At 34.9% G+C, this 17896-nt stretch carries 15 protein-coding genes; 8 read left to right on the plus strand and 7 right to left on the minus strand.

Annotated elements, in window-relative coordinates; translation table 11 throughout:
- Position 1 precedes the first annotated feature (1 nt).
- On the minus strand, positions 2-877 hold the full coding sequence (locus ACY2V1_RS08835) for a M23 family metallopeptidase (RefSeq protein WP_461834429.1): 876 nt from the start codon (positions 875-877) through the stop codon (positions 2-4).
- A gap of 130 nt (positions 878-1007) precedes the next feature.
- Here ACY2V1_RS08835 and ACY2V1_RS08840 point away from each other — a divergent pair, with 130 nt between their 5' ends.
- The 5 genes from ACY2V1_RS08840 to ACY2V1_RS08860 all read left to right on the plus strand — a co-directional run bounded on the left by ACY2V1_RS08840 (position 1008) and on the right by ACY2V1_RS08860 (position 6810).
- A complete protein-coding gene (locus tag ACY2V1_RS08840) occupies positions 1008-2045 on the plus strand; it encodes a DUF2333 family protein (RefSeq protein ID WP_461834430.1) in 1038 nt (345 codons plus the stop codon).
- A 28-nt stretch (positions 2046-2073) separates the two neighbouring features.
- Positions 2074-3402 carry a methylenetetrahydrofolate--tRNA-(uracil(54)-C(5))-methyltransferase (FADH(2)-oxidizing) TrmFO gene (gene trmFO, locus ACY2V1_RS08845; protein ID WP_461834431.1) on the plus strand — a complete coding sequence of 443 codons (1329 nt, stop codon included), beginning with the start codon at positions 2074-2076 and terminating at the stop codon, positions 3400-3402.
- Positions 3403-3460: 58 nt separating this feature from the next.
- Positions 3461-5209 carry an ARMT1-like domain-containing protein gene (locus ACY2V1_RS08850; protein WP_461834432.1) on the plus strand — a complete coding sequence of 583 codons (1749 nt, stop codon included), beginning with the start codon at positions 3461-3463 and terminating at the stop codon, positions 5207-5209.
- A gap of 401 nt (positions 5210-5610) precedes the next feature.
- Positions 5611-6090, plus strand: coding sequence for a flavodoxin family protein (locus ACY2V1_RS08855; RefSeq protein WP_461834433.1), 480 nt, complete (start codon positions 5611-5613; stop codon positions 6088-6090).
- A 63-nt stretch (positions 6091-6153) separates the two neighbouring features.
- Entirely contained in the window at positions 6154-6810 is a 657-nt protein-coding gene (locus ACY2V1_RS08860) for a DUF1638 domain-containing protein (RefSeq protein ID WP_461834434.1), read from the plus strand.
- A 103-nt stretch (positions 6811-6913) separates the two neighbouring features.
- On the opposite strand, the gene ACY2V1_RS08865 is transcribed toward ACY2V1_RS08860, so the two are convergent.
- The 6 genes from ACY2V1_RS08865 to ACY2V1_RS08890 form a co-directional block, all read right to left on the minus strand.
- A complete protein-coding gene (locus tag ACY2V1_RS08865; protein ID WP_461834435.1) occupies positions 6914-9031 on the minus strand; it encodes a methyl-accepting chemotaxis protein in 2118 nt (705 codons plus the stop codon).
- Positions 9032-9211: 180 nt separating this feature from the next.
- The gene (locus tag ACY2V1_RS08870) at positions 9212-10474 is read right to left on the minus strand and encodes a multiheme c-type cytochrome (protein ID WP_461834436.1); all 1263 of its coding nucleotides are present in this window, start codon (positions 10472-10474) and stop codon (positions 9212-9214) included.
- Positions 10475-10544: 70 nt separating this feature from the next.
- Positions 10545-11795 (minus strand): diaminopimelate decarboxylase, encoded by a 1251-nt coding sequence (gene lysA / locus ACY2V1_RS08875; RefSeq protein WP_461834437.1) that lies wholly within the window; start codon positions 11793-11795, stop codon positions 10545-10547.
- Between the two features lie 20 nt (positions 11796-11815).
- A complete protein-coding gene (locus ACY2V1_RS08880; protein WP_461834438.1) occupies positions 11816-12802 on the minus strand; it encodes a biotin--[acetyl-CoA-carboxylase] ligase in 987 nt (328 codons plus the stop codon).
- 88 nt (positions 12803-12890) lie between these two features.
- Entirely contained in the window at positions 12891-13196 is a 306-nt protein-coding gene (locus ACY2V1_RS08885; RefSeq protein WP_461834439.1) for a BrnA antitoxin family protein, read from the minus strand.
- Positions 13193-13525, minus strand: a complete 333-nt coding sequence (locus tag ACY2V1_RS08890; protein ID WP_461834440.1) for a BrnT family toxin — start codon at positions 13523-13525, stop codon at positions 13193-13195. The genes ACY2V1_RS08885 and ACY2V1_RS08890 overlap by 4 nt, the downstream gene beginning before the upstream one ends.
- 189 nt (positions 13526-13714) lie before the next feature.
- On the opposite strand from ACY2V1_RS08890, the gene ACY2V1_RS08895 reads away from it, so the two are divergent.
- Genes ACY2V1_RS08895 through ACY2V1_RS08905 form a run of 3 tightly spaced genes read left to right on the plus strand, consistent with a single transcriptional unit; the run spans position 13715 to position 17894 of the window.
- Positions 13715-14890 carry a DegT/DnrJ/EryC1/StrS family aminotransferase gene (locus tag ACY2V1_RS08895; protein ID WP_461834441.1) on the plus strand — a complete coding sequence of 392 codons (1176 nt, stop codon included), beginning with the start codon at positions 13715-13717 and terminating at the stop codon, positions 14888-14890.
- 17 nt (positions 14891-14907) lie between these two features.
- Positions 14908-16599: a hydantoinase/oxoprolinase family protein gene (locus ACY2V1_RS08900; RefSeq protein ID WP_461834442.1), complete on the plus strand. Its 1692-nt coding sequence runs from the start codon at positions 14908-14910 to the stop codon at positions 16597-16599.
- Positions 16587-17894, plus strand: a complete 1308-nt coding sequence (locus ACY2V1_RS08905; protein WP_461834443.1) for a histone deacetylase family protein — start codon at positions 16587-16589, stop codon at positions 17892-17894. The genes ACY2V1_RS08900 and ACY2V1_RS08905 overlap by 13 nt, the downstream gene beginning before the upstream one ends.
- The last annotated feature ends 2 nt before the right edge of the window (positions 17895-17896 follow it).

A 17896-nucleotide genomic window follows, 5' to 3' on the forward strand; every position in this document is an offset into this window, starting at 1 on the left:
ATTAAAATTTTTTTATTAATTTTTCAGGGTCCACCATCTTTCCAAGGATGGATACCCCGAGGTGCAGATGTGGGCCTGAGACCCTTCCACTTTTTCCAGAGAGGGCAATAATCTGTCCTTTTTTTACCTTTTGTCCTTTTTTTACCAGTATTTTTTTTAGATGAAAATACATACTAACTATCCCATATCCATGGTCTATATAAATGGATTTTCCAGAAAAAAATTGGTCCATGGTAAGGGCAACAATTCCAGAATTGATTGCCTTAACTGGGGTTCCCTCTTTTGCCTTAATATCTATCCCTGTATGGATTGAACGATTTTTATTGTTTATTATTCTCACCCTTCCATAAGGAGAGGATATTATAAGTGGCAAGATAGGGGGAATAAAGTTTTTTTCATAATAGCATTTTTTTGTCACTTTAAATAAAATAGATTCTACAATCCTTTTTTCTCTAAAATACCTATTTAAGTCTTTTTTAGATAAAGAAGAAAATTTTTTGGATACATGGATTCTGGTGACAGTGAATTTTCTTTTCTTTAAGTATATCCTCTTTAAAATCTTTTTATTGCCGTATTTTATTGTCAGTAATTTAATACCTGGTTTATCTTTTTTTATATCACTTCCAAGAAATATCGTTATTGTATCTTGATTTAAACGAGTTAGATCTAGCTTTCTATTTAACCAGGATAGTTGTATATTTGATATGTGTTTTTTTATGTATATCTTAAGCTCAAATGGATCGCCAATTACGACATTTTTGGGCACAATAATTTTAATACTGTTCTTTTTGGGAGAATATAGACTCTTGCTAAAACCAGCACGCGTCATAAAAAATATGACGCCAAAAATAATTAAAGGGTATGAAAATTTTCTCATTATGAAACCCCTTACTCCTTGTGATTTTTTTAATTTTGAGCTACTAAACATAACAATTATGCAATGAGGTATCAAGGGATCTTAAGCTAATTTTTGTGAAAACAAAAAAAGTTTAAAGAGGAGTTTGATTATGCAAGAGAAGAAAAATAACTCGGTAAAATCATCAAAGAAAAAAACTATAAATAAAAGAAAAATCGCCAAAAAGGTTCCTCCTTTGCCAGCAAAGGAAATGGTATGGTGGGTCAAGTATCTGGTTATACTGGCATTGATTGTTGTTTTAATATGGCCACTTGGTCTGGGACTCCTCTGGTCAGGAAATAGTCTGTACAAACTTATAGATCCTACCGAATTTCCAAAACTGGATAATACCATTGTGAATTTAATGAAGACCACCTCCTCTTCTTCTACACCAGCCAAAAAAGGAGTCGCTGTTTGTGAGGCAATAATGAATAGATTAAATAAAGAATTACATTCAAGACTTGGATGGTCAGTAAATGATATTATTATCTCACCTACTGCATGGCTTGATAATAGAAGTAACAGACAAAAAGGAGTTATCTTTGCTACTAGGATGTTAATAAATTTCTTTGCAACAAACTTTGCCAAATACGGTGGGGCTGGTGCTGAAGATGAAGATCTTAAAAAGGCACGAGAAGAATATTTTGCCTACACCCCGGATAGCTGGTGGTTTCCCTCTTCAGAAGATCAATACAAGAAAGGTATTGAGATGGTAAGAAGATATGAAAAAAGGCTGCTTGAGGGTGATGCAGTGTATAATGTGAGGAGTGATAAACTCTATTCTGCTTTTAGCTTTATATTGAGTCCAGAATTTTTAGATCAGCCTCTGGGGCTGCTTGTTGAGCCTAATGAAAAAGTAAAATATTCAGAATTAGATGACAGAATATACTACACCCAGGGAGTGATACTGGTCTTAAGGGACTTTTTACATGTTTTGACCCACCTTTATCCGGAAATAGAAAGCAGGGGTGGTAAAGATAATTTGCAACTGGCATTTGATGCCATGGATAAGATATGTACATACGATCCATTAATAGTCTTAAGGGGTGCCCATGATTCTATTTTTGCAGACCACAGGGGAAAGATGGCACGGTATTTAATAACTGTTAGAGAAAGATTAAGGGATGTTACAAGTTCTTTAAACAGGTAGACTTTAAATAGATATAAGTGTTTACACCATGACTATCATTGTGAAAAAGAAAATTGCGGTTATAGGCGGCGGCCTTGCTGGAGTTGAAGTGGCGAATCTTTTGTCAAAACAAGGGCATAGGATTTGTATATTTGAGATGAGGCCAAAGAAATTTACTCCTGCCCATAAATCAGACAAACTAGCTGAACTTGTGTGCTCAAATTCTCTCCGTTCAAAAGAGCTAACCAGTGCAGTTGGTCTATTAAAACATGAGATGACAAAATTAAATTCTCTGGTTATGGAAGCTGCTTATAAAACAGAGGTTCCAGCTGGAAAATCCCTGGCAGTTGATAGGGAGCGTTTTGCAGGCTATATTACCAATAAATTGGAAACATCTACAAATATAGAAATAGTGCGAGAAGAGATAACATCCCTTAAAAATCCCAATTTAACTGGCTTTGATGTGGTTGTTATATCTGCAGGACCTTTAATATCTGAGCCCCTAGCTAGAGATTTGCTTAAAAAAATTGGGGAAAAACAGCTCTATTTTTATGATGCCATTGCCCCAATTGTGAGTGCTGAGTCTATAAATTGGGATAAGGTTTTTTGGGGCTCAAGATATGAGGAAGAGAGCACAGACTATGTAAATTGTCCTATGACTGAAGAGGAGTATTATAAGTTTAGAGAAGAACTAATAAAAGGAGAAAAGGTTAAGCCTAAAGGATTTGAAAAGGAAATCCACTTTGAAGGATGTCTTCCAATTGAGGTTATGGCAGAGAGGGGAGAGCTTACCCTGGCCTATGGTCCCCTTAAACCAGTTGGGTTAATAGACCCAAAGATTGGAAAAAGACCCTTTGCAGTGGTCCAGCTTAGGGCTGAGAATAGAGAAAAGACCATGTTTAACATGGTTGGGTTTCAGACCAAGCTCACATACAAAGAGCAAAAAAGGATTTTTAGGATGATTCCAGGCCTTGAAAATGCAGAGTTTTTAAGGCTTGGAAGTATTCACAGGAATACATATGTAAACAGCCCAAAAATTCTAACTCCCTATTTAGAAATTAAGGGGTTAAAAAATGTTTACCTGGCAGGTCAGATAACTGGCGTGGAAGGATATGTGGAATCTGCTGCGTGTGGACTTGTATTGGGGATAATTTTGTCAAAAAAATTGGCAGGTGAAGATATAAACCTTCCTCCAGAAGAGACTGCAATTGGTGGGTTGATGGCACATCTCAGGCGCGATATTAAGAATTTTCAGCCCATGAATGTAAATTTTGGCCTGATTAAACCTATAAATGTTCGTGCAAAAAAATCCAAAAAAAGAGAACTCATTGTCAAAAGGGCTCTTGAAGCTTTTGATAGATGGTTAGAAACAATTTAAATTATTTTTTGTCCCATAAAAATTTCAACATAGTCTATTATTCTTTGGGAGGTGTTAGGTGTTTCCAATACCAAAGCTCAGTTCTGTTTTAGACCTGTATTATGGTAAAGATCCATATCTTGATGCGTGGTTACTTCATTTTATGACCGAAAACAACATTGAATATCTGGCAAATCCATATGAAAATGCATCTCCTGAGCAAATGCGATTTATGGTAGATTTAGATGAGAATCAGGTTTTTGTTCCCTGTTCAGACTCAATGCTCAGGATCCTGCTCAAATCTCAGCAAGATGACGAATTAAAAAAAGAATATAGAAATTTATGGAAAAACCTGGTAAGACTCATATATCTCATTGTAAAAGATGACTATTCAAGACGTAAAATAGTTACATTGTGCAAACACAAGTTTCAAAAGGCATATCGTTCTCCATTTATTATTCCCTCTAGATTAAACAAAAGGATGTTGACCATCATCTTGACTCAATCAGCACAAATAGACCCATATGCAAAGCGAAAATCCAAAGACAATAAAAGGGCTCTATCTTTTCTATCGTCTCAGGAATTTTTAGATTTTGTGGGCATATGTCCAATTGATGAGCTAGAGTGTAAAAATATTCAAGAACTAAGAAATAAATTAAATTTAATTGAACTAAAAAGACTCTTTTGTTTATCTTTATATGAAGATATATGGAAAAAAAATGATTTTTCAAACGTGAATTCTATCTTCAATCAAATGCAGGGGTTTGAAGGTATTCTGGAAAAAGGACTTTTTCCAAAAGCACAAACAGAGCCTGAACTTACAATATTGTATTTACCAAATTCCAGTGGAGGACTTGTCTTTGATGTCCTTATTGCAAAACGTCTTATAAAAATGGGACATAGAGTGATTTTGGCTTTGAAAGAGGGATTTTATTTTGATTATCCCACCTTTTGGGATATTGATAATTGTGAAGTTCTACAGCATCTCTTGGAAGATGCAAGGTTTATTGAAGATAAAGAGATTTCAAAAAAAGAGCTATTAAAACATCTAAATGAAGCCAGACTGGTAGTTATATCTGATGGTACAAGGGAAAGACTAAATTTATACAGGACATCGGTGACCTTTGCCAGGGCATGGAAGGAATCAGACCTTATCATTGCCAAGGGAAACGGAAACTACAGAAGACTTATTTTAAATTCCCATTTTTTTACAAGGGATATCATAGCAATTTATAGGGATGATGAGGGAATAGTAAGTTTTTCTTTTAAAGAAAAGAGTCCACGGGTTAGAAAAATAACCGAAAAAGAGATAGTTGCAAAGGCAAAGGCAATTATAGAGGACATGAAAAAGGCAAAGGCCAGAGGTCAAAAAGTAATGTTTTATAGCGCAATTGTTGGTAGCATTCCAGGACAGACCAAGATGGCCATTAGGGTGCTTAACACCTTTGTAAATTATTTAAGGGAAAAACTGGATTCCACATACATTATAAATCCAGCTGAACACTTTGAACCTGGTATGGATGGTGATGATCTTATGTATATGTGGGAAATAGTCCAGAGAAGTGGCCTTATAGATATCTGGCGTTTTCAAACTGTCTCAGACATTGAAAAGAGCTTTGAACTAATGGGTATGAAGGTGCCTCCAATCTGGGCTGGTAAAGATGCAACTTTCTCAACAGGCTGCACAAAGGAGATGAAAATAGCCCTGGAAGAGCAGAGAAAACATCCTGAGATGCAGATAATTGGACCTGAGCCAGAGAAATTTTTCAGAAGAAGGGAATACGGAGTTGGAAAATACTTTGATGCATCTATTGATAGATTGAAGTAAATTTCCACTAATTTTGATGCGTCAGGGTTTAAACACCATGCAGTGATGGTACTTTGTGGTACACGTCAGGTTGGAAAAAGTACCCTTTTGCTAAATGAGCTATGTTTTAATAAGAGGTTTCTGGAATCCCATCTGGAAGGTCTTTCTACAAAAGTTGTTAATAGTTAACAAAACGATTAACAATTGTTAATCTTTTTTTCACTCACCATATTTTAGCACTTTAATATCCTGTTAAAATTATTGGTTATATATCATTAATCTACGCATCATATTTTGTGGCATCTATTTTGAATAAAAATTAAAATAAATTTTTTAAGGTTTTTTGTATGGCCTATTATAAATAAACATGGGATTAAAAAGACCTTTTAATCAACTTTAACCTGTTAAACCTGGAGGTTGATATGAAAATTTTAGTTGTTTATTCATCCCAGACAGGAAACACAAAGAAGCTGGCAGAGGCAGCTTACGAGGTATTACCAGAGCCCAAGGAGATTTATAATGTGAAAGACAATCCTTCTCCTGATAATTATGATGTAATAATAGTGGGTTTTTGGTTTAAAAAAGGAAAACCAGACCCAGCATCTTCAGAATACCTCGCTAAGATTAAGAATAAAAAGGTATTTTTAATAGGAACCCATGGAGCCGCACCAGAATCTGAACATGCAAAAAGGGGCATGGAAGAGGCAAAAAAAATGCTTCAGGACTGTGAGATACTTGGTACTTTTAATTGTCAGGGTGAGGTGGCTCCACAGATAATGCAAAAGGCTGCGTCAAAGCCAACACCTCCAGAATGGTATAAAGACGCTCCATTGGCCAAGGGGCATCCAGACGAAAATGATATTTCAAACCTTGTACAAAAGATAAAACAGATTTTTTCATAATATTTTATTTATATAAACCTTCTCATTTTTGATGGGACATTTTAATGAAGGAGTAATTTTAACATGGAAAAAATATCTTTTTCCAATATTGCAATTGTATCATGTGGAACTCTCACTATGGAAATAAAAGCACTAAAGGATGAAGGATTTTTAGATACTAAACACATCTTTTTCACTACTCCAGGGCTCCATGAAAATATTAAAGAACTAGAATCCCAATTAATATCCAAAATCAACAAGGCAAAAGAAGTGTGCGACAAGGTACTTGTGGTATATGGGGGCAAATTTTGTTATGTAAATGCCAATGAACCACTCAGGACAATGGAGGTCATAATAAAAGAACAGGGTCCCAATGTAGCCAGAATACAGGCAACTCATTGTATAGATATGATTATAAGTAAAGAAGACAGGGAAAAAGCGGCTCAAGAACTTGCTGGAGGTGAAAAGGTATGGTGGATGACCCCAGGATGGGTAAAATTTAGAAAATTCGTATTTAAGGGCTGGGATAAGGGTTTGGCAAATGAAAATTTTCCACGACACACAGGCGGCGCAATTGTAGCAGACGGGATTGGATTTATGGAAAAATATATGAGCGAACATCCTGAAGATTTTTTAGAATACTGCGATTGGATGGGCATTCCCATGCAACCATATGAAGTGACTTTAGATAGATTTAAAAACCTCCTATTAGAACAGGCGAAAAAACTAAATGAAATATAAAAAGACACAATGCCCTTATTACTAAACGCTATAAAAATCCCTCTTTCCCCAGTAGAGGGGAGAGAGGGATTTTTTTGTTCACTGTTTGCCAGGATTGTCAACTTTATTCAGCTAATTGAAGTTTTTGAAATATTTCCTTAAGGTTTGAGGCCAGAGTATTCAATTCCTGGATTGTATTTAAGGAACTATTCATTATTTCATAATTTTCTGCAGCAACTTTATTTATATCCTCAATTGAAATATTGATTGAATCTACTGTAGCTGACTGTTCTTCTACTGCAGCAGCTATACTTTGAACCTTTGTTGAACTCTCCTCTGCCAAATCTACGATTTCTTGTAAAACCTCTCCTGATCTTTGTGCCTTAGATGTGGCTTCATTGACCACCTCAACCGCCCTATCCATTTCAGTAGAATTTGCATGAGCAACTTCTTTTATGGAAAACAGGGCATGTTCAACTTCTTTGGTTGCCTTCATGGTCTTTTCTGCTAGTTTTCTTACTTCATCTGCTACCACAGCAAATCCTTTTCCAGCTTCTCCTGCCCTGGCTGCTTCAATCGCAGCATTTAAGGCCAACAAATTAGTTTGATCAGCTATGTCATTTATTACATTAAGAATATTTGTTATTTCTTCAGTCTTATTATTTAGAAGATCCATATTGTTTTTAAGTGTTTCGGTTAATTTATTTACTTTAAATATAGACTCAACTGCCTCTTCCACAACCTTTTGTCCATCTTTTGCTTTTTCCTTTGTATTGTTTGAATATTCTGCTGTATCTGATGAATTTTTTGCAACATCTAAAATAGCATTATTCATCTCTTCCATAGAAGTGGTAACTTCCAATAATCTATTTCTCTGGTCCTCAGCTCCCCTTGCACATTCTTCCATTTGAGCTGACATCTCTTCAGCAGTATTAAAAAGTTCATTAGAAATTTCAAATGCCTCATTTGCAACTTTTTGCATGGTAATCTGTGCGTTCTTTATATTTGTTATATCAACCATTAGACTACAAGCAGCAGCTAAATTACCTTCCTCATCTTTTATGGGAAAAGAAGTTGTATGTAAAATAATTTCTTTATCATCGAGTTTCTTCGCTGTCTCCATAGACACTACACCTTCAGTCTCAATTGCTTTAAAACAGATACAATTTTGGGAGTTGCACTGAGGAAATTTGAACAGATCATAACATTTTAATAGGCTGTGTTCTTCAATTTCATTCCCTGCAATTTCTTTAGCCTTTTTGTTCATGTAAAGGACGTTTAACTCTTTATCTACTATCATAAGAGGATTTGGAATCTTATTTAAATACCAGATGAATGTCCCAACAATTTCATTCACTTTTTCAATAACATTTTTATATTCTCCTGAAAATTTATCTGATTTTGCTTTATATAAGAGTCTTCCCTTTTTTAACTTTTTGTAAATATCATCGAATTCCTTAATAACATCTAAAAAAGTATTTCTTATCTCGTTTAAAGCCCTGCCTATTTGAGCCATTTCATCGTTTCCCTTGAAATCATAAGAAAAGTATAAATCGCCTTCAGACACCTTTTTAGCAAATTCAATCATTTTTTTTGCAGGATTGATTATTGAATAGGTCAAAATTCCTCCAACTATAAGTGCAATAATAAAACTTATTACAAACCCCAATAAAGACTGTTTCTGGATTGAAACAACAGTAATGGCTGCTGTTTTTATATCAGTCTCAATATTTCTTTGGATGTCCTGATAAATACTTTCTATTCCTTTATCTATTGTAAAAAATTTTTTATTAAGAGCATTTATTTCACTATTCATTTGAGTGATGCTATATTTTTTTTGAGATGCCTTTAAGATTAATTTTTTTATAAGACTGACATATTGATTGAATTCTATTTTAATCTTTTTTATCATATGTTTTTGTTTATTGTTAAGGTGTTCATCCTCAAACATAAGGTCTAAAAAGTCATTTATCTCTCCTACTTCTTCTAATAATTTTTTTTCCATTTTTTTAAATTTTAAAGGATCCTCCACTGCTAACACCAAATCTTTTTCCAAATGTTTAAATTGAGAAATAGTAGGTCTTACGTCTGACATAAGTTCAAGGGCAAATATATCTCCCCTAAAAAGATCAACAACACTCTTTTGTATTGTTTTTAATTTGAGCTGGTTTAAAGCAAAAATACAAGCAAAGATAGCTAAAATAATTCCTAATCCTATACCAAGTTTAATCCTGAAACTCATACTTCTTCTCCTTCAAGATGTTTCTTTATATAGAAAATAAAACATACTTTTTAATAGTCAACTTATCACCTTCAATGTTTAAAAATATATTTGTAAGTAACTACTAAATAAAATCAATAAAAAACCCTCCTTCCTCCTTAAAGAGAAAAGAGGGAGTTTTACTTATAGTAAAAGTAAGCCTTACTTTTGCTTATTCATTATATTCTTTCTCATTTGTTGTGCTAAATGTTTCATTTCAACAAGGGTTTCTTTCATTTTTGCATAACCGTACCAGGTTGTATAATCGGGATTAATATGAAATGCTGCCTGGAAGGTCTTCATACGATAGTCCATGAACATTTCATATAGTTTTTGTTCAATAGGGGTGTTGACTTCATAAAATGTTAGAAGATCTGGATAAGGCCAAGTTGCCATATTGGTCTTCTTTGGAATAATTCCGTCTCTGTAAAGACCTGCTACCAATTCAATTGCATCTGCAAAGATCTTATCAGCAGCCTTAATCATCATGTCTGCATTTTTTAGATTATTTTCTGCAAAATTGGCAGAATGACATTTTTCGCAGCTCTTTAACATCTTAGTCCTCTCAGCATTAAAACTAGCTTCATCTAACCTTGCCATATTTGCCTTTTTCACTACATCAAGTCTTGGAGTAGGTTTTCCGTTTTTGTCTAATACCCCAAGGGCTTTTAAAATTGTGAGCCTATACCCCAGCCATTCCTTATCTTTTTCAGGTAATCTCAGGGCTAAAAATCCCCACGCAGTCATTACCCTGTGATTACCATCTGGCATATGACAATCCTGACATGTAGGACCCCTATGGGATTTTCTATCAGTAAGATAAGCTATGCCGTGTCTGGAATGTGACCAGAATTCCCACTGGGCGTGATCAAATCCAGTATGGCAACTTGCGCATGTTTCAGGTTCTTTTGCTTCTTTAACAGAAAAGGCATGTCTTGTGTGGCAGTTTTGACAATCCATGCCGTATTTATAATATTTTCTGAATTCATTATTTCTTACGTGTTTGTCTGTGATTCCAAGGTTGTGACAACCATTACATCCTTTTTGTCCTGCAATAAATGCTTTTGGATGTTTATGGGCAAAATCTGGAAAAGCTGAAATAGGCAAAAGACCCAGGGCATGCTTTCCACTCATATACTGTTTTACTTGTTTTCTGTGGCACCTCTTACAGGTTGAAATAGTGGGCAGCAGGGCTTTATTGGCATCAGAAGCAGATTTGTGGGCTCTGCCATGGCAAGTAGCACAATTTAATCCAGCCTTGGACATTTTACTTTTGTGAAAATCTTTAATTATCCCTGGTGAAATTTTTGCGTGGCAGGATTCACAATTTGTAACACCTTTTGTAAAACCTTGAGTTGCAAATAACAATATAATTATTGCTATACAAATTAATCCTGAAGACGTAGAAAACTTGTTGCTTTTCATCGCTATCCCCTCCTTTTTTGATTAAAATTACAAAAAATTTTACACCAAACTGATTAAGTTTATTTATACATTAAAAATTAATTTTTTCCTCCAAATATGTAAGGTCCCTGTATGTTTCTCTTTCCCTGATTAGATAAAAACTATCACCAGATACCATAACCTCGGCAGCCCTTGGCCTTGAATTATACTGAGAAGACATGACAAATCCATAGGCACCAGCAGAAAATACACAAAGTAGCTCTCCAGCGTGGATCTCTGGAAGTTCCCTATCCTTGGCCAAAAAATCTCCACTCTCACAAATTGGGCCAACCACATCATATTTTTTAGGAGGCCTTCCCTTTGGGGTGACCTCTGAAATTCTATGATATGAGCCATATAACGCAGGTCTTATCAAATCATTCATTCCAGCATCAACAATGAGAAAATTTTTATTTTCAGTCTCCTTTGTGTAGATCACTTTTGTAACTAAAACTCCAGCATTACCAGCAATAACCCTTCCAGGTTCAAGTATAAGTGTTAAGGGATATCCTGTAAGGGATTTTGATAAGGCTTCTCCAAATTCCTTTGGATGGGGTGGCTCTTCTTCTTTGTATTGTATGCCAAGACCTCCTCCAAGATCTAAATATTTTATATTTATCCCAATTTCCTTTAGTTCTGAGTAAAGGATCTTTAATTTTTCCAGTGCATCTAAAAAAGGCGTTATTTCAGTTAATTGGGAACCTATGTGGCAATCTATACCAATTGGCTCTACTCCTTTTAATTCCTTGGCAGACTTGTATGCATATATTGCATCGTTTATATCAATGCCAAATTTATTCTCTTTGAGTCCTGTGGATATATAAGGATGTGTTTTGGGGTCCACATCTGGATTTATCCTAAAGCTTATCCTGGCCTTTTTGTTTAAAGATAGTGCTATTTCATTAATCTTCATTAATTCGTCTAGGGATTCAACATTGAACATTAAAATATCAGCAAAAAGTGCTTCTTTTATTTCATGCTCCTGTTTCCCAACACCTGAGAATACTATTTTTTGAGGATCGATCTCTGCCCTAAGTGCTCTGTATAGTTCTCCTCCTGATACAATATCTGCCCCTGCGCCTTCTTCTTTTAAAGTCTTAAGCACGTGTATATTTGAATTACATTTAACTGAAAAACATATTATGTGGGGTATAGCATAAAATGCTGAGTCAAATGCATGATAATGCCTTTTTAAAGTCCTTGCAGAATAGATGTAAATAGGAGTCCCATATTCTTTTACAATATCTTCAACTAATACTTCTTCAGCCCACAATCTATTATCTTTAATTGTAAAATAGTGCATATCTGCCAACTCCTTTGTAATTATGTTGTATTAGAACGAATAGAAACATCACCATACATTATATTATGAATATTATTTTTTTCATCTAAAACAATTAAATTTCCATTTTCATCTAAGTCAACGGCTCTTCCATACAGTTTTTTGTCTTTTAAAAATACTATAATATCTTTGTCTATTGTATTGCTGAGCTCAATCCATTTTGTTCTTATAGATTTAAAACCTTGCTTTAGGTATATATCATACCAGTATTCAAGATACATTAATATATTTCCTAAAAGGTGTGCCCTTTTTAGAAATTTGCCTTCTTCTAAATATAGGGATGTAGTGTAATCTCGTAGTTCATGGGGGATGTCTGCTTTATCCAGATTTACGTTAATACCAATGCCTAAGATAACGTAATCAACAAAATCTGTATCACCAGACATTTCAGCTAGTATGCCCACAACCTTTTTATTGTTAATTAATATATCATTTGGCCATTTTAATTGTGCTCGTAGATTTGTATAGGCATTTATTGCTTTACAAATAGCAACGCCTGCTACTAGAGGGAGTTGCATAACCTCTAAGGGAGAGAGTTTGGGCCTTAAAATTATAGAAAATGAGAGAGATTTTTGGGGGATATGAACCCACTTTCTTCCCCGTCTACCCCTTCCTTTAAGTTGTCTTTCGCACAAAATGAGTGCTCCTTCATCTTCATCATCCTCAGCAAGTTGCCTTGCCTTGTCTTGAGTTGATGAAAGCTCTTCAAAGAAATAGATTTTCTTCCCAAGATTCTCTGTTCTCAAGTAAGGTTTTATAAGTGGTGGAATCAATACATCTGGAGTTGAGATGAGCCTATAACCTTTTTTAGCAGAGGATTCTATTTTAAATCCAAGCTGTTTTAATATGTTAATCTGATTCCATACCCATGTCCTGGAAATGTTCAAGTTTTGTGCTATTTCTTCTCCAGAGACAAATTCCCCAGATAATAATTGTTTTAATATGTATTCTAAAGGACTTTTTTTCATTAGAAAAAGTTGTGGTTATAATGAGTTGACTCCCTTTACGCTATGTAGCAAGGCCAAAAACCCTCGCAAAATAGCGGTCAAGTGCACTCTATAGTTGAGCCATTTCTTCTTTATTTTTCATACTTAACTTTTTAAGCTCTGCATCTACTCTTTCTGACAAAAACATCTTCAATAGTGACTGATAGGGAACTCCCTTTTTATTAGCCAATAATTTCAATTCATTCAATAAGTTTTCTGGCAATCTAAGAGAAATGGTTTTTATAGATGGCTTGAGCTTAGGTAAAATGACCTTTTCACCATTATTCCAATTAATATATTCAGTGGAGTCATGGGTATGCCAAAATTCCCTTTCCTGGGTTTCATCTTTAAATTTTGGTATACTTTTCTTTTTCATTGCAATGCCTCATATATTCTTCTTTCTTTTTTACTCATATCTCTGGCCGAAATAATCTTTATCTTTTTGTTTCTTATTGTAAATACAATAAATAATTTTCTATTTAAATCAGTATGGCCCAAGGCATAAAATCGAATTTCCCCTCTTGAATGTTTTTCATCAAGATTAACAATAAGAGGCTGATTGAAAAATATTTGTTCACATTCACTACTGGTCACCTTATGCTTTGTCCAATTTTTATCTCTATTACCTTCATCCCATTCAAAGCCTGTACATTCCAAAAGTAATTTTTTGAATTTTTTATCCATATATTCAGAAAAAATATACATCAATCAAGCTAGAGAAATCGCTGCTTGTTTAATTTTTAGAAGAGTAAAGATTCCTTTATCTCAATTTATTGTTTTGTTAAATATAAAGTTATTAACGTTTATTATGCAAGAATAATTTTAACAAATTATTTCTTGACTCTAAAAGCTAACTCCAGATAATATATGAAAAAATTAGAATAGGAGAATTCTATGGAGATTCGGTTTATAGATCTTAAGGCTCAGTATTTAAGGATTGAAACAAAGGTAAAGGAAAATATATCCAGGGTGCTTGAACACGGCAAATTCATATTGGGACCAGAGGTATATGAATTAGAAGAGGTTCTTGCAAACTATGTTGGTACTAATCACTGTATTTGTTGTTCTTCAGGAACAGATGCCCTGCTTATGAGTCTGATGGCTTCAGGCATTGGCAATGGCGATATAGTATTCACCACTCCATTTACTTTTTTTGCAACAGCAGAGGTGATTGCACTTTGTGGAGCAATACCAGTTTTTGTAGATATTGATCCTCATACCTTTAACATTGATCCTGAAAATCTAAAAAAGGCCATTTTGGCTGTAAAACAAAAAGATCCAACTACTTATCCTATCCCAGATGTAATTAAAAAAGATTCCAGGGAATACTATCCAAAGGCTATTATTGCTGTTGATATATTTGGTGTATGTGCTTCTTACAAGGAGCTAGAAAAAATTGCCCAGGACAATGATTTGATTTTAATAGAAGATGGGGCCCAGTCTTTTGGTGGAGAGTATCATTTTAATAAGGCCTGTTCCTTTGGTGATATTGGGTGCACTTCTTTTTTTCCGGCAAAGCCATTAGGTGGCTATGGCGACGGAGGTGCTGTTTTTACCAATTCAGAGAAGTACGCCCGCATGTTGAAATCTATAAGGGTTCATGGCCAGGGAGAAGACAAGTATGAAAATCTTAGACTGGGTTTAAATGCAAGGCTGGATACTATTCAGGCAGCAGTTCTTTTAGCAAAAATGGAGGTATTTGATGAAGAAATTGCAAAGAGGCAAGAAGTTGCCAAAAGATATAGAAATGGTCTAAAAGATATTGCTGAAATAAAACATCAATATGTGCCAGGAGATATTCAATCTGCATTTGCTCAATACTGTATCTTAGTAAAAAATAGGAATGAGTTATGTGAATTTTTAAAACAAAAAGAGATACCAACAGCAATTTATTACAAAAAACCCCTTCATTTGCAAAAGGCATTTGAGTATCTTGGATACAGACAAGGAGATATGGAAGTGAGTGAAAGGGTATCAGAAAATATAATGGCCATTCCAATGCATCCATATTTGGAAAAAGAAGTTCAAGATTATATAATTGATTGTATTTATAAATTTTATAACCAATAAAAATGGAGAGTAGGGACATGTTATTTGGAATTGATGTGGGTGGCACCCATACTGATGCTGTACTCATTGATAAGGAAGTGGGAGTTAGGGCATACGTTAAAATTCCCACAGACCCAAATGACCTTTTGGGTTCAATTAGACAGGCTATTTTAGAAATACTATCTCAGGAAAAAGGTGTTGAGATAAAAAGATTTAACTTAAGTACTACGTTATGTACAAATGCAATTGTACAGGATTTGCTAGAGCCAGTTGGGGTGATAGTTAGTGCTGGACCTGGGATTGACCCCAATAAATTTACCATTGGCAACTATTATGAGGTTATACCAGGTGGTCTGGATCACAGGGGAACAGAAATATACCCGCTGGATATCTCCCATGCAAATAAGGTAATTTCAAATTTACTAGATTATGGGGTAAAGGTTTTTTCAGTTGTCTCAAAATTTTCTCCTAGAAATCCAGTCCATGAAGAAAAGATCGCTGAGTTAATCCAGGATAAGGCAGATTTTATTACACTAGGTCACAAGTTATCAGGTCAATTGAATTTTCCACGGAGAATTGCAACTGCATATTACAACAGCGCTGTATGGCCTATTTTTGATAAATTTTTGGATTCTGTTAAAAGGTGTTTAGAAGAGTTCAAGCTTTCTCCTCAATTAAACATCTTAAAGGCCGATGGTGGCACAATGCCGTATAATACTGCTAAACGTATTCCTGTGGAAAGTATTTTTTCAGGTCCAGCAGCAAGTGTCATGGGAATCTTTGGTCTGTGTGATATTACAGAAGATACCATTGTCCTGGATGTAGGTGGAACCACAACAGATATTGGAGTATTGGCAGCGGGAGTCCCTTTAATTGAACCTGAAAATGTGCGGTTAAAGGAACGGCCTACATTAGTTCGTGCAATGAAGGTAAAGTCCATTGGTCTTGGTGGTGATTCTGCTGTGAGGGTAAATGGAGACAAGATAGAAGTAGGGCCAAAGAGGCTTGGGCCTTGTATGGCCAAGGGTGGAGATGTACCTGCATTTTTGGACGCTTTAAATTGCATATGTGATGAAACCTACGGAGATAGAGATGCCTCTTTTAAGGGCATGGGTGAGATACAGGAAAATCTCAAATGTTCTCTTGAAGAGACTCCAATCAGAATTGTGGAACAGGGGTGTAAGATTTTAAAAAAAGAGGTATCTGAGTTTATTGATGAAATTAATGAGCGACCAATATACACCATACACGAACTTCTGGAATTCAGAAAAATAGAACCCAAAAAAATCTATTTAATGGGCGGTCCTGCAAATATCTTGAAAAAATTTATTGAAAAGGAATTTGGACTTCCTGTTGTTGTACCAGAATACTTTGGCGTAGCAAATGCCATAGGTGCGGCAATAGCCAGACCAACAATGCAGGCTGAACTATTTGCAGATACAGAGAAAAAAATAATGACCATTCCTGTACTTGGAATAAAAGAGAATATTTCAAAGAACTACAATCTTAAAGTAGCAAGAAAAGATATACAAAAAAATATGTCAAAATATATAAGGGAAAATTTGGGATGGGATATAGATTTATCTGAATTAGAGATAATTTTTGAGAGTTCCATGAATATGGTAAAGGATGTATTTACTGTGGGACAGGATATTAGGGTAAAATGTCAGGTAAAACCTGGGATATGTAAAGACTATGAAAACGTGGTGAGGTGTGTATGCAACAGGTAAAAAATAAGTTAGGGGTAGTTTTTTTTCCTGCCTTTGATTGGGCTATTTCTCCAACACATCCAGAGAGGCAAGAAAGGCTATTATATACAATGGATCAATTAAAGGAAGAAGGGGTGTTTGATATTCCTGGAATAAGGGAATATAAGCCAGAATTAGCTTCAAGACAGGAGATAGAAAATGTCCATTTTTGTTTTCCAGATGTTTTGAGCAATATAACAGATTCCCATTTAATTTCAGCAGGAGGATGTATTAAAGCCGGAAAATTGGTTATGGAGAAAAAGGAAGATAAGGCCTTTGCCCTGGTTAGACCTCCTGGACATCACGCAATGAAAGTAGTTCATGGTGGTAGGGGATTTTGCAATATAAATATAGAAGCCATAATGGTAGAATACCTACGGGAAAAATATGGAGTAAAAAAAGTGGCAATAGTGGATACAGATTGTCATCACGGAGACGGTACCCAGGACATATACTGGCATGATCCAGATACACTTTATATCTCAATCCATCAAGATGGTAGGACACTCTATCCTGGTACAGGATTTACTTCCGAAATAGGAGGTCCAAAGGCTATGGGCAAAACCATTAATATCCCTCTTCCACCAAATACCAGTGATGAAGGTTTTTTATATGCCATGGAAAACGTTGTTTTGCCCATACTACAGGATTTTGCTCCAGATTTAGTGGTGAATTCAGCTGGCCAGGACAATCACTTTACAGACCCAATAACAAATATGAATTTTTCTGCAAGAGGATATGCAAAATTAAGTGAAATGTTAAAACCAGATTTAGTGGTACTAGAAGGAGGGTATTCAATTCAAGGTGCCCTGCCTTATGTTAATCTTGGAATTGTATTAGCCCTTGCTGGATTGGATTATTCCTATGTAAAAGAACCAGATTATGATCCCAAAAAATTTGAAATGGATAAACGCACTATGGATTATATAAAAAGAATATGTGAAACTGCCCGTAAAAATTATTTTTCTTCTCCACAATCAAGTATAACCTTAGAGAAAGATGGAAATTGGATTGTAAGAAATAAAGAGATATTTTACGATACTTCATATATTGTTGAAAGGCAAAAAGAATATATACTAGACTGTGAAAATTGCAGGGGAGTGTTAAAAATTGAAAGCAGTTCCAGTCGTGTAAAAAATTGCCTTGCAATAGAAGCGCCTATAAATTGTTGTGAAAAATGTTTAAATACAGCTTATATGGAATATGATAAGGCAAAAGAAAAAGGTTATTCACATATTCAGTTCATTGATAGAGTGAATAAAAAAGTACTTAGATAAAA

The organism is Desulfothermus sp. (assembly GCF_053993635.1).